This is a genomic window from Prosthecodimorpha hirschii (assembly GCF_001305515.1).
Classification (GTDB): domain Bacteria; phylum Pseudomonadota; class Alphaproteobacteria; order Rhizobiales; family Ancalomicrobiaceae; genus Prosthecodimorpha; species Prosthecodimorpha hirschii.
This window is the reverse complement of the sequence record NZ_LJYW01000001.1, coordinates 574,485-597,107: the sequence shown is the minus strand read 5'-3', so window position 1 is coordinate 597,107 and position 22,623 is coordinate 574,485. Positions and strand designations below refer to the sequence as shown.

General features: G+C 68.4%; 23 protein-coding genes. 8 read left to right on the top strand and 15 right to left on the bottom strand.

The features are described from left to right. The first annotated feature begins 255 nt into the window (after positions 1–255). Positions 256–999: a response regulator gene (locus ABB55_RS02495; protein WP_054357389.1), complete on the top strand. Its 744-nt coding sequence runs from the start codon at positions 256–258 to the stop codon at positions 997–999. Between the two features lie 120 nt (positions 1,000–1,119). After that, entirely contained in the window at positions 1,120–1,527 is a 408-nt protein-coding gene (locus tag ABB55_RS02490) for an NADH:ubiquinone oxidoreductase subunit NDUFA12 (RefSeq protein ID WP_054357388.1), read from the top strand. A gap of 889 nt (positions 1,528–2,416) precedes the next feature. On the opposite strand, the gene ABB55_RS02485 is transcribed toward ABB55_RS02490, so the two are convergent. Next, entirely contained in the window at positions 2,417–2,668 is a 252-nt protein-coding gene (locus tag ABB55_RS02485) for a hypothetical protein (RefSeq protein WP_054357387.1), read from the bottom strand. Next, a complete protein-coding gene (locus ABB55_RS29495; protein WP_054357386.1) occupies positions 2,665–3,387 on the bottom strand; it encodes a hypothetical protein in 723 nt (240 codons plus the stop codon). The genes ABB55_RS02485 and ABB55_RS29495 overlap by 4 nt, the downstream gene beginning before the upstream one ends. 367 nt (positions 3,388–3,754) lie before the next feature. Between ABB55_RS29495 and ABB55_RS02475 the strand changes: the two genes are divergently transcribed. Then, complete coding sequence (locus tag ABB55_RS02475; RefSeq protein WP_054357385.1) at positions 3,755–4,234, top strand: DUF2155 domain-containing protein; 480 nt, start codon at positions 3,755–3,757, stop codon at positions 4,232–4,234. 24 nt (positions 4,235–4,258) lie between these two features. On the opposite strand, the gene ABB55_RS29490 is transcribed toward ABB55_RS02475, so the two are convergent. The 5 genes from ABB55_RS29490 to ABB55_RS02455 all read right to left on the bottom strand — a co-directional run bounded on the left by ABB55_RS29490 (position 4,259) and on the right by ABB55_RS02455 (position 8,712). Further along, positions 4,259–4,885, bottom strand: coding sequence for a hypothetical protein (locus tag ABB55_RS29490; protein ID WP_152981898.1), 627 nt, complete (start codon positions 4,883–4,885; stop codon positions 4,259–4,261). A gap of 123 nt (positions 4,886–5,008) precedes the next feature. Beyond that, positions 5,009–5,680: a leucyl/phenylalanyl-tRNA--protein transferase gene (gene aat, locus ABB55_RS02470; RefSeq protein ID WP_054357384.1), complete on the bottom strand. Its 672-nt coding sequence runs from the start codon at positions 5,678–5,680 to the stop codon at positions 5,009–5,011. 7 nt (positions 5,681–5,687) lie between these two features. After that, positions 5,688–7,046: an acetyl-CoA carboxylase biotin carboxylase subunit gene (accC, locus tag ABB55_RS02465; protein WP_054357383.1), complete on the bottom strand. Its 1,359-nt coding sequence runs from the start codon at positions 7,044–7,046 to the stop codon at positions 5,688–5,690. A 17-nt stretch (positions 7,047–7,063) separates the two neighbouring features. Continuing rightward, a complete protein-coding gene (gene accB / locus ABB55_RS02460; protein WP_054357382.1) occupies positions 7,064–7,531 on the bottom strand; it encodes an acetyl-CoA carboxylase biotin carboxyl carrier protein in 468 nt (155 codons plus the stop codon). 407 nt (positions 7,532–7,938) lie between these two features. Continuing rightward, a complete protein-coding gene (locus ABB55_RS02455; RefSeq protein ID WP_054357381.1) occupies positions 7,939–8,712 on the bottom strand; it encodes a DsbA family protein in 774 nt (257 codons plus the stop codon). A gap of 274 nt (positions 8,713–8,986) precedes the next feature. On the opposite strand from ABB55_RS02455, the gene ABB55_RS02450 reads away from it, so the two are divergent. Beyond that, entirely contained in the window at positions 8,987–10,147 is a 1,161-nt protein-coding gene (locus ABB55_RS02450; RefSeq protein ID WP_054357380.1) for a pyridoxal phosphate-dependent aminotransferase, read from the top strand. Between the two features lie 19 nt (positions 10,148–10,166). Here the strand turns inward: ABB55_RS02450 and ABB55_RS02445 are convergent, their stop codons facing one another. Continuing rightward, positions 10,167–10,895 carry a GntR family transcriptional regulator gene (locus tag ABB55_RS02445; protein WP_244471954.1) on the bottom strand — a complete coding sequence of 243 codons (729 nt, stop codon included), beginning with the start codon at positions 10,893–10,895 and terminating at the stop codon, positions 10,167–10,169. Continuing rightward, entirely contained in the window at positions 10,892–12,142 is a 1,251-nt protein-coding gene (locus ABB55_RS02440) for an MFS transporter (protein ID WP_083463288.1), read from the bottom strand. Before ABB55_RS02440 ends, ABB55_RS02445 begins: the two co-directional genes overlap by 4 nt. A 35-nt stretch (positions 12,143–12,177) precedes the next feature. Here ABB55_RS02440 and ABB55_RS02435 point away from each other — a divergent pair, with 35 nt between their 5' ends. Further along, positions 12,178–12,534: a hydroxyisourate hydrolase gene (locus ABB55_RS02435; RefSeq protein WP_054357379.1), complete on the top strand. Its 357-nt coding sequence runs from the start codon at positions 12,178–12,180 to the stop codon at positions 12,532–12,534. Positions 12,535–12,627: 93 nt separating this feature from the next. Here ABB55_RS02435 and ABB55_RS02430 read toward each other — a convergent pair whose 3' ends face one another. The 4 genes from ABB55_RS02430 to ABB55_RS02415 form a co-directional block, all read right to left on the bottom strand. Next, positions 12,628–13,431 (bottom strand): ABC transporter permease, encoded by an 804-nt coding sequence (locus ABB55_RS02430; protein ID WP_054357378.1) that lies wholly within the window; start codon positions 13,429–13,431, stop codon positions 12,628–12,630. Positions 13,432–13,438: 7 nt separating this feature from the next. After that, positions 13,439–14,290: an ABC transporter permease gene (locus tag ABB55_RS02425; protein WP_054357377.1), complete on the bottom strand. Its 852-nt coding sequence runs from the start codon at positions 14,288–14,290 to the stop codon at positions 13,439–13,441. Between the two features lie 348 nt (positions 14,291–14,638). Further along, positions 14,639–15,685 (bottom strand): ABC transporter substrate-binding protein, encoded by a 1,047-nt coding sequence (locus ABB55_RS02420; RefSeq protein WP_054357376.1) that lies wholly within the window; start codon positions 15,683–15,685, stop codon positions 14,639–14,641. An 8-nt stretch (positions 15,686–15,693) separates the two neighbouring features. Beyond that, entirely contained in the window at positions 15,694–16,794 is a 1,101-nt protein-coding gene (locus tag ABB55_RS02415; protein ID WP_054357375.1) for an ABC transporter ATP-binding protein, read from the bottom strand. Positions 16,795–16,948: 154 nt separating this feature from the next. Here ABB55_RS02415 and ABB55_RS02410 point away from each other — a divergent pair, with 154 nt between their 5' ends. Then, a complete protein-coding gene (locus ABB55_RS02410; protein WP_054357374.1) occupies positions 16,949–18,388 on the top strand; it encodes an amidase in 1,440 nt (479 codons plus the stop codon). Between the two features lie 20 nt (positions 18,389–18,408). On the opposite strand, the gene ABB55_RS02405 is transcribed toward ABB55_RS02410, so the two are convergent. Next, the gene (locus ABB55_RS02405) at positions 18,409–19,122 is read right to left on the bottom strand and encodes a maleate cis-trans isomerase family protein (RefSeq protein WP_152981897.1); all 714 of its coding nucleotides are present in this window, start codon (positions 19,120–19,122) and stop codon (positions 18,409–18,411) included. 164 nt (positions 19,123–19,286) lie between these two features. On the opposite strand from ABB55_RS02405, the gene ABB55_RS02400 reads away from it, so the two are divergent. Both ABB55_RS02400 and ABB55_RS02395 read left to right on the top strand, forming a co-directional pair. Continuing rightward, the gene (locus ABB55_RS02400) at positions 19,287–20,708 is read left to right on the top strand and encodes an amidase (RefSeq protein WP_054357373.1); all 1,422 of its coding nucleotides are present in this window, start codon (positions 19,287–19,289) and stop codon (positions 20,706–20,708) included. Continuing rightward, on the top strand, positions 20,705–21,448 hold the full coding sequence (locus tag ABB55_RS02395) for an aspartate/glutamate racemase family protein (RefSeq protein WP_054361798.1): 744 nt from the start codon (positions 20,705–20,707) through the stop codon (positions 21,446–21,448). Before ABB55_RS02400 ends, ABB55_RS02395 begins: the two co-directional genes overlap by 4 nt. Here ABB55_RS02395 and ABB55_RS02390 read toward each other — a convergent pair. Then, the gene (locus tag ABB55_RS02390; protein ID WP_152981896.1) at positions 21,376–22,461 is read right to left on the bottom strand and encodes a helix-turn-helix domain-containing protein; all 1,086 of its coding nucleotides are present in this window, start codon (positions 22,459–22,461) and stop codon (positions 21,376–21,378) included. The genes ABB55_RS02395 and ABB55_RS02390 overlap by 73 nt on opposite strands. Between the last annotated feature and the right edge of the window lie 162 nt (positions 22,462–22,623).

Sequence of the window (22,623 nt, the reverse complement as noted above, 5' to 3'; positions counted from 1 at the left end):
ATATGTTGCGTCGGGGCGTGTGGATAACGGGGAGAGCGGCGAATTCGCCAATCGGGCCGGGCCGTTGCCGGCAAAGCTCGGCCGGTCCGCGGGGCGATTGCGACAATTCGATCGAAACTCGCCCGGGCACGGCAACCGACACTTAAGCCGACCGTGGCAGGATCGCGACAGGTCGGCCGGGTCCCTCGGATCGCGGGCCAAATCGTTTGCAGCGCGCGCGAACCCGCGGCGGATGCGACGATGGCGAGGTAGCCCATGCGGCATCATCGGGCCTTCGGGCTCGCTCTCGAATCGCTCGATGTGGTCGTGGTCGACGATTCGCGTCCGATGCAGGCGATCCTCCGGTCGATTCTGCATGGCTGCCGTGTCGCACGCGTGCGCTGCTTCGACAGCGCCGAGGACGCGCTCGTCGCCATGGCGGTCGAACCACCGCATCTCGCCATCATCGATTGGCGCATGAAGCCGACCAGCGGGCTGAAACTGGTGCGCACCATGCGCCAGGCCAAGGCCGGGGCGCTGGCGCTGGTGCCGGTCATCCTGGTCACCGCCCATCCGACCCTGCGCCTGATCCGCCACGCCATTCTGTGCGGCATCCAGTCGGTGATCGCCAAGCCCTTCGCGCCGAACACGCTGGTCACCCGGATCCTGTCCATCCTGGCGGACGACCGCCGGTTCGATCTCGACGAAACCGGCAGCGTCTTCCATCTGGAGGGCACGCTCCGTCTGCTCGCCACCCAGAAGACGCGCTGGAACGCCCTGCGCGGCCTGCCGGAGGACGACGACACGCTGGTGCTCGGCACCCCTTCGGAGCGCCGCCGGCCGGCCGCGGAGGTTCCGTATCGACCCCATCCGGTTGCGCCCGATCCGCATCTGGCCGATCCCTACCGGCCCGCGGACGGGCAGGGCGCCGCGGCGTCCGGCTCCCGTTCGGCCTTTGCGGCGGTGCGCCGGCGCTCCGACGATCGTGCGACTGGACAGGCCGGCGCCGAGGCGCCATAAACGCCCCGTTCCTGGTGTTCCGCCACGGCTTGCGGGCGGCGCACCGACACCCATGCCGGCACCGGGACCGCGGCGAGACAGCCCGCCGCCCCGGCATCCGGCGCCCGGGATGCGCGCGCGATGATCGATTTCCTGCTGAAGCTCTTCACCTGGTGGAACGGGCACACCATCGGCACGATGGTGCATACCCGCCGCAACGGCGAACTGGTCGGTCACGACGAGTTCGGCAACGCCTATTACCGGACCAAGGGCGGGGCGATCGATCCGACGCTCGGCGTCCAGCGGCGCTGGGTGATCTATGCCGGCTATGCCGAGCCGACCACCATCCCGCCGGGCTGGTTCGGCTGGATGCATCACCGCACCGACGTGATCCCCAGCCGCGACGGCCACCGCGTGCGCGAATGGGAACTGCCGCATCAGCCGAACCTGACCGGGACGCCGGGCGCCTACCGCCCGAAGGGCTCGATTCTCGGGGCTGCCCGGCGCGCGAGCGCCTCGGCCGACTATCAGGCCTGGCAGCCGAAGTGACGGCTGCGGCCTGACCGGTCGGTCAGGTCATCCTGAAGCGTCCGGATGGGTGCCCTGTCTGCGAGCGGCAAAGGCTTGGCGCGGGCGCCCGGCGAAAGCGGGGAGATCCGGCCGCTCTGGCGTGATCGCTGAAAGCAAAGTGCGATTGCGAAGGCAGGGCCGGATCAGCCCTGCCTTTTGCATGTCGGGCGCACAGGTTGACGATAACCGCCGCTTGGCGCGGAGTTGACCCGCCAGCGAAGCGCGGCCCATAGGGTCGGCCGGGGTGAGAAGAATAAAAATAAAGTGGTAAGGAAGGTGTGATCTGTGTGACTAAAAGGTAGTATTGAGATGGGAAAAATTTTCAACTTCCTCATGAATACACCGGTCATCATTCTTGCTGCTACGAGATTTGGTATACACTATAATCTTCTTATGTTTACTTGGTATTTGGTCGACCAGATAAGTCGATGGCATTACATCGATATTGAAATATCTATCTATGTCTTACTCATACTGGTTGTATATAATTATTTGTGCTTTATGATTGTTTATGTGAATCGTATTCTGCTCCGAGCTCAAACTGTTTCACTGACAAGTCGACTAACATATAAAGAGGCGCAAAGTACTTTCTATGATATTGAATAATGCTATCAAAAGAAATTGTGAAACGGAATTTTATGTTCAATGAATCTTGAATACTTTGAATATCGGTGCTGCCACGCGGTGTTACAAGGTGCGCGTCTATGAATTTCCACTCGCTTGATCAAGGATCAGACATCAAGTGACGAAGCCGTCCCCTGTCGGGAAGTATTTGACACCATTTGTCTTCGAGCGAAGTACTCAGTAGAGCAAAAGGATTACTAACCGACGCTGAGGCCGGGATGCCCGCTTCGCACGTTCGCCTCGATCAATGCACCGTGCTGCGCGGCCGTTCGATGGCGCCGGGCGTGCCGTCCGGCAGCAGCCAGCGGCGATAGGTTCCGTCGCCGTCGGGTTCGATCGGTGCCCGGCAGACGCGTCCGATCGGGTCGACCCAGGTGGCGAAGGCGGTGTACTCGTCGAAGGAGAGCAGGTCGGAATCGCGGTCGACCGCCGCCGTGCGGGCGGCGCGCGGCAGGATGTTGACGCCCGGACGCAGGCGGGGACGGTTGGTGCTCATCGGATCACCCGGAGACGTTCGCCCGGCGTCGCACCGCGCAGCAATGCGGTCGCGTCGGGGGCGGGACTCGATCCGGCACAGCGGATCAACGTGAAGGCCTTGGCCAGCATCGCCCGATCCTCCTCGGGGCCGATTTCCCGGCCGTCGCGTTCGCGATAGCCGGCGAGCGGCCGGCCGCGTTCGTCGGTGGCGTCGGCGAAGCGCACGAAGCCGGGTTCGGCCAGATTGAGCGTGACCAGGAGGCGGCGCCGGCCGAGGCTGGTCTTCTCCTCGAGCCGCAGCCGCACCCGGTCTGCGGCGTCCGCGTGCCACTCGATCACCGTGAAGGCGGCGTGGTGCCACGCGCCGGCCGTGACCTCGATCGCATGCGGTTTCAGCGACAGCTTCGCCTGGCTCTCGCGGCAGCCGACATTGCGCGCCGGCAGCCAGCGGCCACCATCGGCCCAGATCCAGGTCCCCTCGACGGGGAAGCGGCGACCGGTGGGGGCGGCGCCGGCTGGGACGATTCCGGTGGGGGTGGTCGCCGGCTGCGCGGCGGCAGGGGAACGGTCGGCAGGCGGGGCGGCCGCCGGGCCGGCGCTTTCCGCGGTGGCGGCGGCTGCGGCGCCGGCAAATCCGGTCTCGTCCGAGCAGCCGGCCAGAGCGGCGCCAAGAAGAACGGACAGGCAGAAGCGCACCGGCATGACGCCGAACCCCGGATGAAAGAGCCTTGCGTGCACCCGACCCTCCCGTCGCCACCCGCTTTCGAGGGCCATTGGGACCGCGCACGCTTAAGGCCCGCTCAAGGGGCAGGGTGAATCGGGCGTCAAGGTTAAGGGGGCGCTGACGGCATCCGGTCGATCCCGATGCGGGCCGGTCGGGAGGCCGGCGGAGCATCATCCCCGCGCTGCCCGAATCTCGCCTTCTCGCCCCGCTAGACGCGTGATATGGGACCGACGCCGCCGGAAGCCCGCAAGCGGGCGACCGGTGCGGCCGGCCGCGGGGCCGAGTCGACCGCTTCCGGGCGGTCGGCCGCCGGGTCGAGATTTCTCAACGGGGCACGTCCGGCGGGGCATTTCCGGCAGGGCAGGGACAAGCGGACGCGGCATGACGGGCGGACGGACTCTTCGGGCGCATATCCTGGTGGCTGCCCTTGCGGCCGGAACCATCGCCCTCGGCGGGGCCGCCTATGCGCAAAGCCAGGGCCGCCGCCAGCCGCCCCCGCCGCCGTCCCCCGACGACGGCACCAAGATCTCGCAGCCGATCGCCAATTTCTCCGGGCTCGACAAGATCACCGGCCGGATCATCGCCTTCGACGTGGCGATCAACGAGACGGTCCAGTTCGGCGCCCTGCAGGTGACCCCGCGCGTCTGCTATTCGCGCCCGCAGACCATCGCGCCGCTGACCACCACCTTCGTCGAGGTCGACGAGATCACGCTCGACAACAAGATCCGCCGCATCTTCACAGGCTGGATGTTCGCCGACAGCCCCGGCCTGCACGCCGTCGAGCACCCCGTCTACGACATCTGGCTGACCGCCTGCAAAGCCACGTCGAACGACGTCCCGGCGACTGCGGTGAAGCAGTGACAGGGCCAGGTTATTGAGTCCGCGCTAAATGATCCCGTCGACTCCGTACCCGATCATAACAACGCCAGGCCAGTAATTTTGATTTGATCCTTTGGTCATAAGGTTGGAATTTGGAAAACTCCAAGCCAAAAAGCCAGCACCGGAGAATTCAGAATTCAGTGCTTTTATGTATGTCTTAATCGTCGTTCGAGGGTTTTCCAAAAATTCTTTATGACGCTTTGACTCACATTCTGGAGCGATAAAAGTTATAGCGACTTGCAAGCCCTCGTCGACATTTCTGGCATCACGTATGCACTCTTTTATTTTATTTCTAATGAGTATTGATCGTTTTGGGGCATGTATGTTGTCCCAGCAATGTTTTGCTTCGACCGAAAAGCATTGATTGTCAGCCTGAATGTAAAGATCAGCTCGGCCGTTGTAAGTATCCATATCTTGCCCTTTCTCAAGGGCGTATTCTTCTATCGAAACCGCTCCTGCGATCCAGCTAGCAGCATTTAGAATCGAAACATTTGTTCGCTCTCCAAAATAATATGCTGCATACTTACCGCAATGCCGATCAGAGTAGATTGCGATGCATCGACTCCATTTTCTTAAGATGGGCTTCAAAGGAAGAAATTCTGGGGAACGTACAACTCTACCACAGATATCCATGAGAATATCTCCAAATACATCACTTGCGATGTGGTGTCTTTTGTCGTGAACTGAAAATTCAAAAGATCGTAAGATTCTAGACGAGTTCGCTTTGGGTGAAGGAGTCCACGAACAGGCTCCGCGTTACGTGCGAATCAAAGCATCCATCACCTCAGCCCCCGTCACCCCAGTCTTCGGCAGGGCGGCGAAATTCGCCTCCAGGACGATGGCGCGTTCGAGCAGGCGCTGGTACTCGCGGCGCGAGACCTCGACGGCGCCGAAGCCGGACAGGTGTTCGGTGACGAACTGGGTGTCGAGCAGGGTGTAGCCGCCGGCCTTCAGGCGGGCGACGAGGTGGACCAGCGCGACCTTGGACGCGTCGGTCTCGCGCGAGAACATGCTCTCGCCGAAGAAGGCGCCGCCGAGCGTGACGCCATAGAGACCGCCGACCAGCTCCTCGCCCATCCAGGATTCGACCGAATGGGCACAGCCCATATGGTGCAGGGCTGTGTAGAGCTCGCGGATGCGGGCGTTGATCCAGGTCTTGCGCCGGCCCGGGGCGGGCGCGGCGCAGCCGTCCATCACTCCTGCGAAATCGCTGTCGCAGCGGATCTCGAACTTGTCGGCCTTGACGGTGCGGGCGAGGCGCCGGCCGACATGGAAGCCGTCGAGCGGGATGATGCCGCGCCGCTCCGGCTCGACCCAGAACAGGCCCGGGTCGTCGGCCGATTCGGCCATCGGGAAGATGCCGACCGCATAGGCGCGCAGCAGGATGTCCGGGGTGATGTCGACGCTGGACCCGCTCCGGCCGGCCATCGACGCGTCAGGCCCCGTCGGCGAAAGGCTTGGACGCCAGGAAGCGCTCGAGCCAGTGGATGTCGTACTGGCCGTTGGCGATGTCCTGGTTCTCGACCAGTTTGCGGAACAGCGGGATCGTCGTCTCGATGCCGTCGACCACGAACTCGTCCAGGCAGCGCCGCAGCCGCATCATGCACTCGACGCGGTTGCGGCCGTGCACGATCAGCTTGCCGATCAGGCTGTCGTAGTAGGGCGGGATCGAATAGCCCTGGTAGACGCCCGAATCGACCCGCACGCCGAGCCCGCCGGGCGGGTGGTAATAGGTGATCCGGCCCGGGGACGGCGTGAAGGTGGCCGGGTTCTCGGCGTTGATCCGGCACTCGATGGCGTGGCCGTTGAACTTCACGTCCTCCTGGCGCACCGACAGCGTCGCGCCGGAGGCGACCCGGATCTGCTCGTTGACGAGGTCGATGCCGGTGATCGCCTCGGTCACCGGGTGCTCGACCTGCAGGCGGGTGTTCATCTCGATGAAGTAGAACTCGCCGTCCTCGTAGAGGAATTCGATCGTGCCGGCGCCGGCATAGCCGAGATCGGCGATCGCCTTGGCGACGACGCCGCCGATGCGGTCGCGCTCCTCGGCATTGAGGGCGGGCGAGCCGGCCTCTTCCCAGATCTTCTGGTGGCGGCGCTGCAGCGAACAGTCGCGCTCGCCGAGATGGATGGCGTTGCCCTTGCCGTCGCCCATGACCTGGATTTCGATATGGCGCGGCCGACTGAGATATTTCTCGATATAGACCGAATCGTCGCCGAAGGCGTTGCGGGCCTCGGTGCGGGCGGTCGAATAGGCCTCGACGAGGTCGTCCTCGGTCTTGGCCACCTTCATGCCGCGTCCGCCGCCGCCGGCGGCCGCCTTGATCAGCACCGGATAGCCGATCTCCGCCGCGACCCGGAGCGCGTCCTGCTCGCTCGACACGCCGCCGTTGGAGCCCGGCACGACCGGAATGCCGAGCTTCTCGGCGGTGCGCTTGGCCTCGATCTTGTCGCCCATGATGCGGATATGCTCCGCCGTCGGGCCGATGAACTTGACGCCATGCGCCTCGACGATCTCGGCGAAGCGGGCATTCTCGGACAGGAAGCCGTAGCCCGGATGGACCGCGTCCGCGCCGGTGATCTCGCAGGCGGCGACCAGCTGCGGGATGTTCAGGTAGCTGTCGCGCGCGGGCGGCGGGCCGATGCAGACGCTCTCGTCGGCGAGGCGGACATGCATGGCGTCGGCATCCGCGGTCGAGTGGACCGCCACGGTCTTGATGCCGAGCTCCTTGCAGGCGCGCAGCACGCGCAGGGCGATCTCGCCGCGGTTGGCGATCAGGATCTTGTTGAACATCCGCGCGGGTCCTTGGCTCACTCGATCACGACCAGGGGCTCGCCATATTCCACCGGCGCGGCGTCGTCGAACAGGATGGCGGTGACCGTCCCGGCGCGCGGGGCCGGAATCTGGTTCATGGTCTTCATGGCCTCGACGATCAGCAGGGTCTGGCCCTCGCGCACCTTGGAGCCGATGTCGACGAAGGGGGCGCTGCCCGGTTCGGCGGCGCGATAGGCGGTGCCCACCATGGGCGACTTGACCAGCCCCGGATGGCCGGCGAAGTCCGAGACCGGCGCGGCCGTGCCGGGCGCCGAGGTCGGCACCGGCGGCGCATAGCTCGGGGCCGGCGCCATATGCACCGGCGCCGTGATGGTCACGTTACGGGCGACGCGGATCTTCAGGTCGCCATGGGCGACTTCGATTTCGGTCAGGTCCGTCTCGGCGATCAGCATCGCGAGATCGCGGATCAGATCGGTGTCGAAGGGTTTCTTCGTGGTGGCCATTACGTTACTCGAGCCTTTGAGGGCCGGCGCGTCCGCTCCGGAGCGGGCACCGCGCCGGATCAGGGGAGGCGACCTCGGCGGCATCGTTCCCGCAGGCACCGAAAGCCGGCCAGGGCTGGCCGGTCGGCGACGGGGAAACGACACTCGGCGAAGACTGGGATCGACATGTCCATCCTGGGCCGTGCCGGCGGCCGATCCGCCCGGAGGATCCGGTAGAGCCTCGCAAGGCTCCCGCCGCCCGGGTTGCGGCCCCGCTTCGCGATCGCCGGAGCGGCCGAAGCCACCCCGAGTCGATCCCGCTCGGGGGCCGGCTGCAGGCGCGCTTTATAGGGGCTCGGGCCGGCCAGGAAAAGCCCCCATCGGGCTGGCCGGCGAACGTGGCGCGGGATGAGGCGTCGGACCCGATCTCAGCAGGTCGTCGTGCCGCAACGGGCCTGGGACACGAGCTGCTTCAGCTGGTCGTAGCCGACGGCGCCCGGCACGACGGTGTTGCCGATCACGTAGGAGGGCGTTCCGGTCAGGCCGAGCCCGTTGGCAAGGGCGTAGCTCTCGTCCAGCGTCGCCTCGATCTCCGGGCTGCCCATCTCGGTTTCGAGACGCGCCTTGTCGATGCCGATCGCAAGCGCAACCTCGGTCGCGCGCGCCAGGTTGGCTTCGCCGCGGCCGAGCAGGAGCTTCTGGTGGAAGTCGGCATACTTTTCGGGTGCGATCCGGCTGACCGCCACCGCCACCCGGGCGGCCTCCTTCGAGGCCGGGCCGAGCACCGGGAACTCCTTCAGCACGAAGCGGATCTTGCCATCTTCCTTGAGGAGGGCCGCCATGTCGGAATGCGCGCGCTTGCAGTAGCCGCAGCGGTAGTCGAAGAACTCCACGACGGTCACGTCGCCCTTCGGATTGCCGAGCACGACCTGCCGCGCCGAATTGAACAGGATGCCGGCCTTCTCGGAAATGATCTGGTTGCGGGCCAGCGCAGCCTCGTCGGCACGCTTCTTCTCGAGCGCCGTCATGACCTCTTCGAGCAGTTCGGGATGTTCCAGAAGATAGCTGCGGATCAGGCCTTCGACGGCCGTCTTCTGTTGCGCCGTCAGCGCCTCGGCGGCGACGGCCGGCCGGGTCGCCCAACCCGCGAAGGGCAGGACGAGGGCGGCGAGGAGGGCAAGGACGGCGAGGCGCAGCTTCATCGATCGCGAACTCCGGTTCGGCCGGACCGCAGCCCAGGCGTGATCAGCCTTATAGGATATCGGCGCCGATCCGCGAAGCCGGGCTCGCGATGCCGGTCTCACATCTGCTTGAGGGACGGCGGCTTGAGGGAGGGCGGCCCCGTCCGGGGCTGCCGCTGCCGGGTTCCGGCACAGCGCGCTCCAAATTGCCGCTCGAGGCTGCGGCACGGGGCCTTGTCTCAGGGCTGCGACCTGATAGAGCGTCGCGCGCAAGCGCCCGACACCGGAGACCGCCATGCCGTTCCAGCCGTCCAATCGCAGCCGCGTCGAGCCTTTCATCGCCATGGAGGTGCTGGCGGCGGCCGTCGAGCGCGAGCGCCAGGGCCACCGGGTCGTGCGCATGGAGGTCGGCCAGCCCGGTGCGCCGGCGCCGAAGCCGGTCGTGGCCGCGGCCCAGGCGGCGATCGCCTCGGGCCGGCTCGGCTACACCGAGGCGATGGGCATCCGTCCGCTGCGCGAGGCGATCGCGGGTCACTATGCCGGGGCCTATGGGCTGGACGTTTCGCCCGACCGCATTGCCGTGACGGCCGGGTCCTCGGGCGCCTTCAGTCTCGCCTTCCTGGCCGCCTTCGATGTCGGCCAGCGCGTCGCCATGCCGACGCCCGGCTATCCGGCCTATCGCAACCTGCTCGGCGCGCTCGGCATCGAGGCGGTCGAGATCGAGACCGGCGCGGACACCCGCTGGGCGCTGACGCCGGACATGATCCGCCGCGCCCATGCCCAGAAGCCGCTGCACGGCATCCTGATCGCCAGCCCGGCCAACCCGACCGGCACCATGTATTCGCCGGAAGCGCTCAAGGCGCTGGTCGAGGTCGCCGACGAACTCGGCCTGTGGTTCATCTCGGACGAGATCTATCACGGCCTCGTCTTCGCCGGCGAGCAGCGCAGCGCGCTCGAATTCTCGCCGCGGGCGATCGTCGTCAACAGCTTCTCGAAATATTACTGCATGACCGGTTGGCGTATCGGCTGGATGGTGCTGCCCGAGATGCTGGTCCGCCCGGTCGACCGGCTGGCGCAGAATCTCTACCTTTCCAACAACGAGATCTCGCAGCGCGCCGCCGTCGCCGCCTTCGACCCGGCCTCCGCGGTGGAACTCGACGCCACCCGGGCGGTCTATGCGGCCAACCGCGCGGTCCTCATCGACCGGTTGCCGCGGATCGGCTTCGACGAGTTGCTGCCGGTCGACGGCGCCTTCTACGTCTATGCCTCGGTCAAGCGGTTCTCCAACGACAGCCTCGAATTCGCCCGCCGGATGCTGGTCGAGGCTGGAGTCGCAGCGACGCCGGGGCCGGATTTCGACGCCGCGCGCGGCCACGGCTTCATCCGCTTCTCTTTTGCTGGCACCGAGACCGACATCGTCGAGGCCGCCGACCGTCTGCAGGCCTGGCTGAAGTGACCCGAGCCTGACGGCGCCGTCACCGCGCGGAGCGGCGGCGGGCGGCGCCGGGCTTGCGTTCGGCGCAGTGGCGGGCGACCAGCTCGCCGGTCCGCTCGACGTGAGCGGCGAACAGCGTGCGTGCGCGTTCGGCATCGCGCGCCTGCAGGGCGGCCAGGATCGCCCGATGCTCGGCGATCGATTCCTCCATGCGACCGGCTGCCGTCAGGCCGACATTGCGTGCCCGGGCGAGGCGGCCGAGGATGCGCGCATGGGTCTCGGCGAGGGCCGGGTTGTCGGCGCCGGCGACCACGGCGGAATGGATGCGCTGGTTGACGCGGATATAGCCGGCCCAGTCGCCGGCCTGGTGGCGGTCCTCGAGCTGGACCTGCAGGCGGGCGAGCTGGTCGAGCGCGGCCTGGCTCATGCGGGTCGCGGCAAGCAGGGCGGCGTGGCTCTCCAGGGCCACCTCGACCTCGAACAGGTGATGCAATTCGGCCTCGTCGAGCGGCGCGACGACGGCGGCGCGGTTGCGGCGCAGGATCACCAGGCCCTCGGCGGCGAGCAGCTTCAGGGCCTCGCGCACCGGCGTGCGCGAGGCGCCGAGGATTGCGGTCAGATGCGGTTCGCTGAGGACCGCTCCCGGAGCGATCTCCAGGAGCACGATCATGTCCCGCAGGCGCGCGACGGCCTGATCTGACAACGAGGCGGGCGGCTGGCGCGGCCGGGGCGCGGGACGGCGCGGGGTCAGGTCGACGACTTCGCTCAAGGACGGCCTCCCGCAATCAGCGCCAGCGTGCCGAGCATCGAGACGCCGGCGAGCACCAGGAAGCTCAGGCCGAGACCGCCGGCCGCGGCGGTCGCGGCCACCAGCCCGGGACCGGCGAGCAGTCCGAGATAGGTGACGGTCAGGACGGCGCCGGTCGTCTCGGCGACCCGGCCGGGCGGGGCGAGGCGCGCCATCTCGGCGACGAAGAGGCCGTTCCAGCCGCTGGCCGTGGTGCCGAACAGGGCTGCCAGCAGCACCAGCGCCCAGAAGGGCAGGGCCGGGCCGGCCAGCGCCAGCGTCGCGGCGGCGACCGACATGCCGATGCCGAGCCCGGCGATGACGCCGCGCGGCGTGCCGACCCAGCCGACCGCCGCCCCCCAGCCGAGCCGTCCGACCAGCCCGGCGATCTGCGCGACGCCGAGGGCAATACCGGCAGCGACATGGGGGTGACCGAGGCCGGTGACGGCGTGGCTGACGAAGAAGGTATTCAGCCCGAGCTGCATCGCCCCGAAGGCCGCGGAGGCCAGCGCCAGCGTTCCGAGCGGGCGGGAGCGGAACAGGTCGGCAAGCGGCATGCGGGCGGACGCCCCCGTGGCGGCCACGGTGCGATCGTAACGCGGCGCCATGCGCCAGCAGAGGACCGCGACCGCGCCGGCCAGAACCGCGACCAGCCCATAGCCGAGCCGCGGCTCGACGACCGCGACCAGCGCCGGCAGCGCGACCGAGCCGATCGCGGCGCCGATCTGGTTGCCGGTCTGGCGCACCGAGAAGACGAAGGAGCGTCGGGCCGGCGGCGTCAGCCGGCCGAGCAGCGTCGTGCTGGCCGGGGTCTCCGGGCCGAAGGCGAAGCCGATCAGCGCCCCGGCCACGAGCAGGCCGGCGAGCGATCCGGCACAGGCTGCCAGCATGGCAAGCGCCGTGGCGAGGCAGCAGGCCGCCACCACGCCCATCGGCCCGAGCCGCGCGACCATCGCGCCGCTCTTCGGCGCAGCCAGGGCGGCAACCGCGAAAACGACGGTCGAGAACAGCCCGAGCGTCGACGGATCGAGCCCGATGCGCGGCGCGACCACGCCGGGGGCGAAGACCGCCATCGAGATCACCGCCTGCACCGCCATCATGGTGGCGAGCGCCGGCACCAACGGGGGATCGGCGGGTGGCGGGTCGGCGGGCGGTGGGCCGGCCGTGTGCGGGGCGATCGGTGCGGCCGTCGCGGCTGCGCTGGCATTCCGGTCCGGGGCCGCTACCATGGCGCCGTCTCCGGAGCGGCAGAGGGAGTGACGGCATGGCGGCGGGCGGCGTATCGATCCACGGCGTGGACATCGCGCGGGGTATCGCGGCAGAGGGACTGTTCGTCGAACTCTGCGCGCTGGAGCCCGAGCGCCGCGTGATCGCCGCCGGCCGGCTCGGCGCCAACGGCCAGCTCGACCATCCGAGCGTGCGCGGCGAGGGCATCGCCGCCGGTCCGCACGAAGTCCTGTTCCATCTCGGCGACTGGCTCAGGGCGGCCGGCTACTCGGCCCGCGAGACGGCCTTTCTCGACCTGGTGCCGTTCCGCTTCGTGATCGGCGATGTGGCGCAGCACTACCATCTTCCGTTCAAGTTCACGCCCTGGGGCATCCAGCTGTTCCGCGGTGTCTGAACCGCGCCGGCTGTCGCGCGCCATCTGTCACGAAGCCCGACCGGCCGGCAAGGCGGGCGGCCGGGTGTCTCGCGCCGGGCCGCCGCCGATCCGTCAGGCCAGCCGGCGCGACAGCCCGGTCAGCCGCTCCATCACCATGATCAGCGCAATGGTGACGACGATCAGTACGCCCGAGAGCGCCGCGATCGTCACGTCGAGCTTGCCCTCCAGGTCCTGCCACATGCGGATCGGCAGCATGTCGGTGGCGGCATCGCGCAGGAACAGCGAGACCGGGACATTGTCGAAGGACGACATGAAGGCGATGAAACCGCCGGCCAGGATACCGGGGAGGATCAGCGGCAGCGTGATCCGGCGGAAGGTGTAGAGCCGGTCGGCGCCGAGGCTGGCCGAGCATTCGAGCAGGCTCGGATCGAGCTGCGACAGCGCCGCCACGGTGTTGCGCACCAGATAGGGCACGCAGACGACGGTGTGGCCGATGATCAGCGTCATCGGCGAGACCGGCAGGCCGAGGGCGGAGAAGAACATCAGCCCGGCCAGCCCGAAGGCCAGTGCCGGCAGCACCAGGGGCGACATGAAGAAGCTGTCGAGCAGCTTCGCCGACCATTTCGGCGAGCGCGCGATGGCGAGCGCCGCCATGGTGCCGAGCACCACCGACAGGCCGGTCGTCCAGGCCGCGACCTTCAGGCTGTTCATGGCGGCGAAATGCAGCTGCCAGGCATCGAGCAGTTCGCCGTACCAGCGCAGCGAATAGCCGGGCGGCGGGAAGCGCAGCGAGAAGCCGCTGGTGAAGGAGACGATGATCACCACCGCGGTCGGGGCGACCAGCAGCACCAGGGCGACGAAGGCGACGAGGCCCATCGCCAGGCGGAAGGACAGGGCTTCCCAATCGACCCGCATGGCGGCCTCACGCGTTGGCGTAGCCGCGCGACAGGCGGCCGAGCAGGTTGAAGAGGGTGACGACGGCCAGCACGGCGACCAGGAAGATGATCGAGATCGCCGCCGCGAAGGGCCAGTTCTGCAAGGTCGAGGCCTGCTGGTAGAGATACATCGGCATGAACAGCATCTGCCCGCCGCCGACCAGGCTCTGCGTGATGAAGGCGGTGATCGAAGCCGCATAGGTCAGCATCGCGCCGGCGATGATGCCGGGCAGCGACAAGGGCAGCATGATCTTGACGAAGGTGCGCCACTGGCCGGCGCCGAGCGAGGCGGAGGCGTCGCCGAGATTGGGATCGATCCGTCCGATCGCGGTGATCAGCGGCAGGATGGTCAGCGGCATCTGCACCTGGGCCAGCGCCACGATCAGGCCACCTTGCGTGTAGAGCAGCTTGAGCGGCGTCTCGGCCAGCCCGAGCGAGAGCAGCGTCGAATTGACGATGCCCTGACGACCGAGGATGACGATCCAGGCGAAGGTGCGCACCACGACCGAGGTCAGCAGCGGCAGGAGCACGATCAGGATGATCAGGCTGCGCACCTTCGGCCCCGAGCGGGTGTAGATCCAGGCGACCGGATAGCCGAGCAGCAGGCAGAGCGCGGTGACTTCCAGCCCGAGCAGAAGCGTCGAGCCGAGCACCCCGAGGCTGAACAGGTCGCCGAGGAAGTTGGTGTACTGGATCAGTCCGTAGGCGCTGCCCTTCGGGTCGACCTGCAGGCTGAGCAGGAAGAGGATCGCCAGCGGGGCGGCGAAGAAGGCCGTCAGGAAGCCGGCCAGCGGCAGGGCCAGCTTCATGTCATAGGCGGTCGGACTGGCAGACGACATATTGGCATCCTGACGTGGCGATGGCCGGAACGCAGACGTTCACCATTGGAATTGCAAGGGATTCCATTCGCGCCACGCACCGCGATCCTTGAGGTCTCGCTGGATTGCCGGGACGAGCCCGGCAATGACAGAGAGGCTGGGCGGTCGTGCCGTATGACGGACGTCGCCGCATCGCTGCGGCAACGCCCCCTGCTTCTGTCATGCCGGGGCTTGTCCCGGGCATCCAGGCTTTCGATCCTGCAACCCCTGAAGGTCCCGCTGGATTGCCGGGACGAGCCCGGCAATGACAGAAGGTATTGGCAGTCGCGAGCCCCCACCGAGACTCAGACCGCGATCTCGAGCAGTCCGTCAGATCTTGATCTCGCGGTTGAATTTCTCGATCCAGGCCGAGCGCTGCTCGTTGATCTTCTTCCAGTCCTGGAACACGAACTTCTTCTTGAGATCGTCGGTATCCTTGGCCAGCACCTTGGCGATCTCGCCACCCATCTTGACCTTGGTGTTGGTCGGCACGATCAGGTAGGGGCTGTCCATCAGCTTGGCCTGGACCTCCGGCGACAGGGCTGCCTCGATCAGCTTGAAGGCGAGTTCCTTGTTGGGCGAGTTCTTGACGATGTGGATGGTCGTCTTGAACGCGATCGCACCTTCCTTCGGGGCGACGAACTCGACCGGCACGCCCTTGGCCTTGAGGATCTGGATGGCGTTGAAGTTGCCGGGCGAGATGTCGATCTGGCCCTGCTGAAACAGCGTCGCCAGGGCGCCCGGATTGGCGGCCACGGCGGCGAGGTTCGGCTTCAGCTTCTCGATCGCCGCGAAGGCCGGGTCGATATTGGCTTCCGAGCCGCCATGCATCTTGGCGATCTCGACCATGAAGCCGGTGCCGAGCGTCGAGTTCATGTTGGTGATGCCGACGCGACCCTTGAATTCCGGCTTCCAAAGATCCGCCCAGGAGGTCGGCGGCGTCTTGATGACCTCCGGATTGTAGGTCAGGCCGACCACCTGGAAGAACGGCGCCGGGCCGGTGTCGACCTGCGCTTCCGAGATCAGGTCCTTGTAGTAGGCGCTTTTCTCGACCGGATAGGGCTCGACCAGGTCCTGCCCGATGGCGACCAGCGCCGGCCCGGGATCGTGCAGCATCACGTCGATCGGCGGGTTGGCGCGGGCGGCATTGACCTTGGCGATCTGGTCGACCGACAGCATCGGGTCGAGCACGATCTGGGCGTCCGCAGTCGCCTTGCGGAAGGCCGGGACCAGGACGGCCTTGTGGGCCTCCTCCCAACTGCCGGTGAAGGTGGCGAAGACCAGCGGGCGCGCCTGCGCCCAGGTCAGGCCCGGGAAGGCCTGCATGGCGCCGAGGGCGAGGGCGGTCTTCAGGAGATGACGGCGATCCAACGACATGGCAATCCTCACGAAGGCAGGAGGGGATAGGCGGAGGCGAGGCCCGGCGCCGCCACGCGGACGCGGACCGGGGTTCCGGGGGCGCGCAGTTCGGTGCCGGCGCGGCGCGGCTCCGCGACCTTGACGCCGAGGCCGTCGGCGGTGCGGACCTCGTGCACGACGGTCGGCCCGAGCGGCAGGCCCATCTCGACGACCGCGGCGAAGCCGGCCGGGTCGTCGCAGAGCTCGAGATGCTCGGGCCGGATGCACAGGGTGGCGCGCGCGGCCGGGCCGAGGCCGCCGGCGGGCGCCTGGGCGATGATGTCGGCGCCGGCATCCAGCCGGATGGCGAAGCCGTCGCCGGCCGGCCCGGTGACCACGCCGGGCATCTGGTTCGAGGTGCCGACGAAGGTGTTGACGAACAGCGTCTGCGGCCGGTCGTAGATGTCGAGCGGCGAGGCGAACTGCTCCAGCCGGCCCTGGCTCAGCACCGCGACGCGGTCGGCCATCGAAAGGGCTTCCTCCTGGTCGTGGGTGACCATGACGGTCGTCACGCCGGAGAGCCGCTGCAGGCGCTTGATCTCGATCTGCATGTCGAGGCGCAGGTTCTTGTCGAGCGCCGCGAAGGGTTCGTCGAGGAGCAGGATGCGCGGCTTGATCGCCAGCGCCCGGGCGAGCGCGACGCGCTGCTGTTGGCCGCCGGACAATTGCCGCGGCAGCCGGTCGGCGAGATGGCCGAGCCGGACCAGTTCCAGCACCCGCTTCGCTTCCGCCTCGCGCGCCGCCTTCGCAACGCCTTGCGCGGCCGGCCCGTAGGCGACGTTCTCGGCGACCGTCATGTGTGGGAACAGGGCGTAGTTCTGGAACACGATGCCGATCTGGCGCCGGTTCGGCGGCAGGTCGTCGACGATGTCGTCGGCCAGGATGATGCGACCCTCGGTCTGCCGGACGAAGCCGGCGATGATCCGCAGCAGCGTGGTCTTGCCGCAACCGGAGGGGCCGAGCAAGGCGACCAACTCGCCCGCGCGGATGTCGAGATTGATGTTCTGGACCGCCACACTGGTCCCGTAGCGATGCGTCACCGCATCGACCACCAGGGACCGTCCGCCCATGCCTTCACCCTGCACCATCGCACCCGTCCGGCATCCGTCTTGCACCACATGACTTCAGCAATGGGCATGCCAGATTGGTGAATCCTGTGATAAATCATCGTATTGAATGGTTCGAAGTCGACCGCGAATGCGGCCGCCGCCCAACAATGAGGCAGACGCACGGGGTCGCTGCATGAAAAGCCGACAATCCGGACCTGGAGCCGCCGAGGGGCCTGACGATGCCGTCACATTGGCCGCCCGCCTCGCGGCGCGGCAGGTTTCGGCCGAGGCGGTCGTGACGGCAGCGCTCGATCGGATCGCCCGGTTCGATCCGGCACTGAAGGCCTTCGTCACGGTCGATCGCGAGGGAGCGATCGCCGCAGCGCGCCGGCTCGATGCGTCCGACCGGCCGGTCGGGCCGCTGCATGGCCTGCCGGTCGCCGTCAAGGACGTGATCGATACCGCGGATCTCAGGACCACGCGCGGCTCCCTGCTCTTCGCCGACCATGTCCCCGCGACCGACGACCCAGTGGTGGCCCGCCTGAAGGCGGCCGGCGCGGTCGTCGTCGGCAAGACCAACACGCCGGAATTCGGCTTCGGCGCGGTCTGCACCAACCGCATCCAGGGGCCGACAGCCAACCCCTACGACCTGCGCCTGACCTCGGGCGGCTCCTCGGGCGGGTCGGCCGCAGCGGTGGCGGCCGGGCTGGTGCCGCTCGCCCAGGGCACCGATTTCGGCGGATCGGTCCGCACCCCGGCCGGCTTCTGCGGCATCGTCTCGGTGCGTCCGACGCCGGGCCGGATCGCCGAACCGGGCCGCGACCTCGCCTGGACCGGGCTCGCCAGCCACGGTGTCATGGCCCGCACCGTCGCCGATGCGGCCCTGATGCTCGCCGCGATGGCGGGTCCCGATCCGGCCGATCCCTTGTCCTGGACCGTCTGGCCGCCGCTCGCCGCGCCGGAGTCGAGTCTTGCACCGGCGGCCAGTATGCTTCGCGTCGCCGCCTCCGCCGATTTCGGTGTCGCGCCGATCGCCGACACGGTCCGGCATCGCTTCGACGCGGCCGTCGCCCGCATCGCCGCCGTCGCCGGCCCGGTCGAGCGTGCGCATCCCGACTGCGCGGAAGCCCCCGCCGCGTTCCGGACCCTGCGCGCCGCCCAGATCGAGCGCGGCCTGGCCGATCTGGTCGCCGGGCGCGAGGATCTTCTGACCGACCCGGTGCGCTGGAATCTCGGTGCCGGCCGCGGCCTGACCGCGCGCAGCTATCTGGAGGCCGAGGCGGCGCGGGCGCGGCTCTCGCGCCGGTTCGTCGCCTTCTTCGCAACCCGCGACGTGCTGGTCGCCCCGGCGGCTTCGGTGATGCCCTGGCCGAATGCCGACGGCGAGGTTCTGGCGATCGACGGCCGGCCGCTCGCCGATATTCTCGACTATCTGACCGTGACCTTCGTGGTCACGCTGGTCGGCTTTCCGGTCGTCACGCTGCCGGCACCGTCCGACGATCTGCCCTTCGGCCTGCAACTGATCGGCCGGCCGGGCGAGGAGGCGCGGCTCCTCGCCTTCGCGGCCCGATTGGAGGCCGAGGCGGGCTTCGCCTGGCGGGCGCCGCCGCCATCGATGGAGATCGGGCCGTGAGCGCGCCGGGGCGCCGTCTGTCAGGCGAACAGCCGGCCCCAGCGCGGCGCCTGCAGGCCCGGGCGGCCGGCGGCGCGGAGGGCGCCGTCGAGCGTGACGACGCAACTGTCGGCGATCGCCACGCCATGCTCGGCTTCCCAGCGGGCGGCATGCGGTGCGCCGGCGACATTGGTACACAGGATCACGATCGCATCGGGCTTCGCTGCCGCCACAGTTGCGACCTGGCCGTCGAGCGTCGCCGCATCGACGGTACCGAAGGTGAAGTTGTCGCGGATGCCGAGATGGCTTTCGGCGACGACGCGGATGCCTTCCCGCCCGTAAACGTCGGCGATGCGCGTCTGGACATCGGCCGTGTAGGGCGTGACCAGCCCGATCGAGCGGATGTTCGTGCGCGCGAACAGGTCGAACAGCGCGAGCACGCAGGTGCTGGCGCGGGCGCCGGCCGCGGCAGCGAGCCGGTCGGCCAGGGCGCGGTCGCGATCGAGGCCGAGCCAGCTGGCGCTGGTGCCGTTCCAGGTCACCACGTCGACATGGGCATGGCCGAGCAGTTCGGCCGCCGCCAGCATCGGCTGGTCCTCGAACTGGCCGAGCGCGGCCCGGTCGAGCGCGATCTCGGTGACCTTGAAGCGCGAGAAATGCGCCGTCACGTCGGCAAGGTCGCGGACCATCGCGGCCGTGACCGGCTCCAGGACGGTGTTGGACGACGGGGTCAGCATGCCGATGCGCAGGGTCATGTCCGGAAGGCTCCGCGGAGATCACGTTCGGGCACGGTGGTAGCGGGAAGGCGGCGAGCGCGCATGCCGCAATTTCGGGCAGACGGCCCCGGCCCGAACGGCGCCATCTGCGGCATCCATCCCGTTCGCAGCAGCGGCCGGCGACATTCAATGAGGGAAACGGCATGACGATCGATGAGGAAACCGGCGCGGTGGCGATCGCCGCGGCGGTTGGAGCGGGCGCGGTATCGGCGGCCGAGGTCGCGGCCGATGCCGCGCGCCGGATCGAGGCGGCGGCGGATCTGGTGGCGGTGGTCGATTTCGATCCCGACGAAGGCCGGGTCGCGGCAGAGGCCGTCGATGTCCGGCTGGCGGCCGGCGAAAGACTGCCGCTCGCCGGGGTGCCGATCCTGGTCAAGGACAATCTCTGGGTCGCCGGCCGGCGCGTGACGCAGGGATCGCGGCTCTTCGCCGATTTCCGCCCGCCGGCCGACGCGATCGGCATCGCCCGCATGCGCGCCGCCGGCGCGGTCGTGATGGGCATGGCCAATTCGTCCGAATTCGCCTGCAAGGGCATGACGACCAACAAGGTCTATGGCACGACGCGCCATCCGCAGGACCCGCGCCTGACGCCGGGCGGCTCCTCCGGCGGTCCCGCCTCCGCCGTGGCGGCCGGGCTCGTGCCGGTCGCGCTCGGTACCGACGGCGGTGGGTCGAGCCGGCGACCGCCGGCCCATGTCGGCGCGGTCGGCTACAAGCCCTCCTACGGCGCCGTGCCGCGCGGGCCCGGCTTCGCGAGCCCGTTCGGCGGGCTCTCCTGCATCTCGCCGATCGCCAATGCGGTCGCCGATATCCGCCTGGTCATGGCGGTCCTGGCCGGTCCCGACCCGCGCGATGCCGAAAGCCTGATTGCGCTCTTCGACGGCCGGGACGGCCCTGCCGCCCCGCGCATCGCCTGGTCGCCGAAACTCGGGCTCGACGTGCCGGTCGACGCCGCCGTGGCCGAGGGCCTCGAGACGGCGGTCGCCGCCCTTCAGGCTGCCGGACTGACGGTCGAGCGGCGCGATCCCGTCTGGCCGGAGGGGCTGACCGAGCTGTCGCTGATGCCGATCCAGTTCGCCGGTCTGGCGGCGATCCATGGCGAGGCCTGGATGCGCGACCCGTCCCTGTTCGATCCCGATGTCGGCCGGCAGATCGAGCAGGGGCTGGCCATGGACGGGCCGACCGTCTCGCGCGCCTTTCTCCTCTCGCAGGATATCCGTCGCGCGGTGGCCCGCTTCTTCCTGGATGTCGATTTCCTGCTCGCCCCGACGGTGCCCTGCTGCGCCTGGCCGAACGACCGGCTCGGGCCGGAGACGATCGGCGGCGTCGCCGTCGCCCCGCGCGCCCATGCGGTCTTCACGCCCTTCTTCAACCACGCCCAGGTCCCGGCGATCTCGCTGCCGGCCGGCCGCAATGGCGACGGCCTGCCGTTCGGATTGCAGGTCGCGGCCGCACGCGGCTGGGATTTCCGTCTGATCGGCTTTGCGGAGCGGATCGAGGCCGTCCTCGATGTCGCCGGGCTTTGGAAGGCCGGCCGGCCTGCGGCACCGTGGGGGCGTGCATGAGGATCCTGGTCGCCAATCCCAACACCAGCGAGAGCGTCACCGAGCGCCTGCTCGCGGTCGGCCGCAGCGCCGCCGCGCCCGGCACGGACCTGGTCGGCGCCACCGCGCCGCGCGGCGTGCCCTATATCTCCAGCCGCATCGAAGCCCAGATCGGCGGCGCCGTCCTCCTGGAGACGCTGGCCGAGCGGGCGGCCGGCTTCGATGCCGTCATCGTCGCCGCCTTCGGCGATCCCGGCCTCGGCGCGGCGCGCGAACTGCTCGACATCCCGGTCGTCGGCTATGCGGAGGCGGCGATGGTCACGGCGCTGATGCTCGGCCGTCGCTTCGCGGTCGTCACCTTCACGCCGGCGATGGAGCCCTGGTACCAGGAATGCATCGAGGCCAACGGGTTGCAGGGCCGCGCGACCGGCGTGCGTTGCCTGGATCGGGCCTTCGCGTCGATCGACAGCGTGCAGGCCGAGATGGAGGATCATCTGGTCGCCCTGGCCGGCCGGGCGATCGGCGAGGACGGGGCCGACGTGATCGTGCTCGGCGGCGCGCCGCTGGCCGGGCTGGCCGCCCGGGTGCGCGACCGCGTGCCGGTGCCCTGCGTCGACGCCATGGTGGCGGCGGTCAAGCAGGCGGAGGCGCTGGTCGCGCTGGATCCCGCCAAGCCGACGGTCGGCAACTATCGGCGCCCGGCCGCCAAGCCGAGCACGGGCCTCGCGCCGGCCCTCGCGCGGCGGCTGGCCGAAGGGTAGCGCGGGGGCCAGAAGGGATGGGCGGCCAGAAGGGATGGGCGGCCGGCTGCGGGCCAATATGGCCGCGCTGCGGCGGCGCCGGATAGCCGGTCACACGCGTCGGGGCGACCCGTCGCGAGCGCAATGGTGCTGCGCTGGTCGCGGCGGTAGTCGGCCGGCGTCGTGCCCATTTCCTTGCGGAAGATGCGGGTCAGGTGGCTCTGGTCGGCAAAGCCTGTCAGGAGCGCGATTTCCTTGATCGACAGGGCGCCGCGCCGCAGATGCGCCGCCGCCGCCTCGACGCGCATCTGCGTCACGTAGCTATGCGGCGGCACGCCGAAATAGGCGCGGAACTTGCGCGCAAAGGCATCCGGCGCAAAGCCGGTGACCGCGGCCAGTTCGGCAAGCGAGACGTTCCGGCCAAGATTGTCGCGCAGGAATTCGGCGATGCGCTGCGCGTGGCAGCGCGACAGCGGCCCATGCGCCGGCGGGCGCCGAAAGGTGATCGAGGCATAGTTGCGCAGAATGTGGATATTGGCCTGCAGCGCCAGCGCATCGACGAACAGCCGCCCTCCGGCCTCGCCCGCCGCCACTTCGTGAGCCGCCTGACGGGCGATCAACTCCAGGACGCCATCGTCGGCGCGCAGGACGTCGCGCAATTCCAGACGCTCGGCCGGCTGGTCGAAAACCTCGTTGGCGGTGCGGATCATGCTGGATGGCGAGATATAGAAATGGGTCACCTCGACCCGGTCGCCCCAATGCCAGTGCGAATTCTCGGCGCGGGTCAGCAGACTGACCACGCCGCGCCCGACCCGGTCCTGCCGCCACGGCCCGGTGACCCGCCGGTTCATGGCCGTTTCGCCCTGGCGGTAGATGACCACGAGATAGTCGTCGAGCGGCGGAATGTCGACGTCGAGCGGTGCGTAGTCGAAGATGCGGAGCCGAAAATCCGAGCATGCCCAAGACGAGCTGTCGAGGACGAGCCGGCCGGGCACGTAAGTCGGCAGTGACATGTAGTTGATGGTGCTGCTCATCGCGCAAGGGTCCGAGAAGCGTCAGGTTTGCTTACGTTGCCATGCCGCATGATTTGTGCGGTGCACAATATGGCCCATACGTTTATCAACGCATAGACATCGCCTTTTGTCGAGCCGATGCGCCGGCAATCGCCCCGACTGTCGGATCCGTTCCAAATTTTG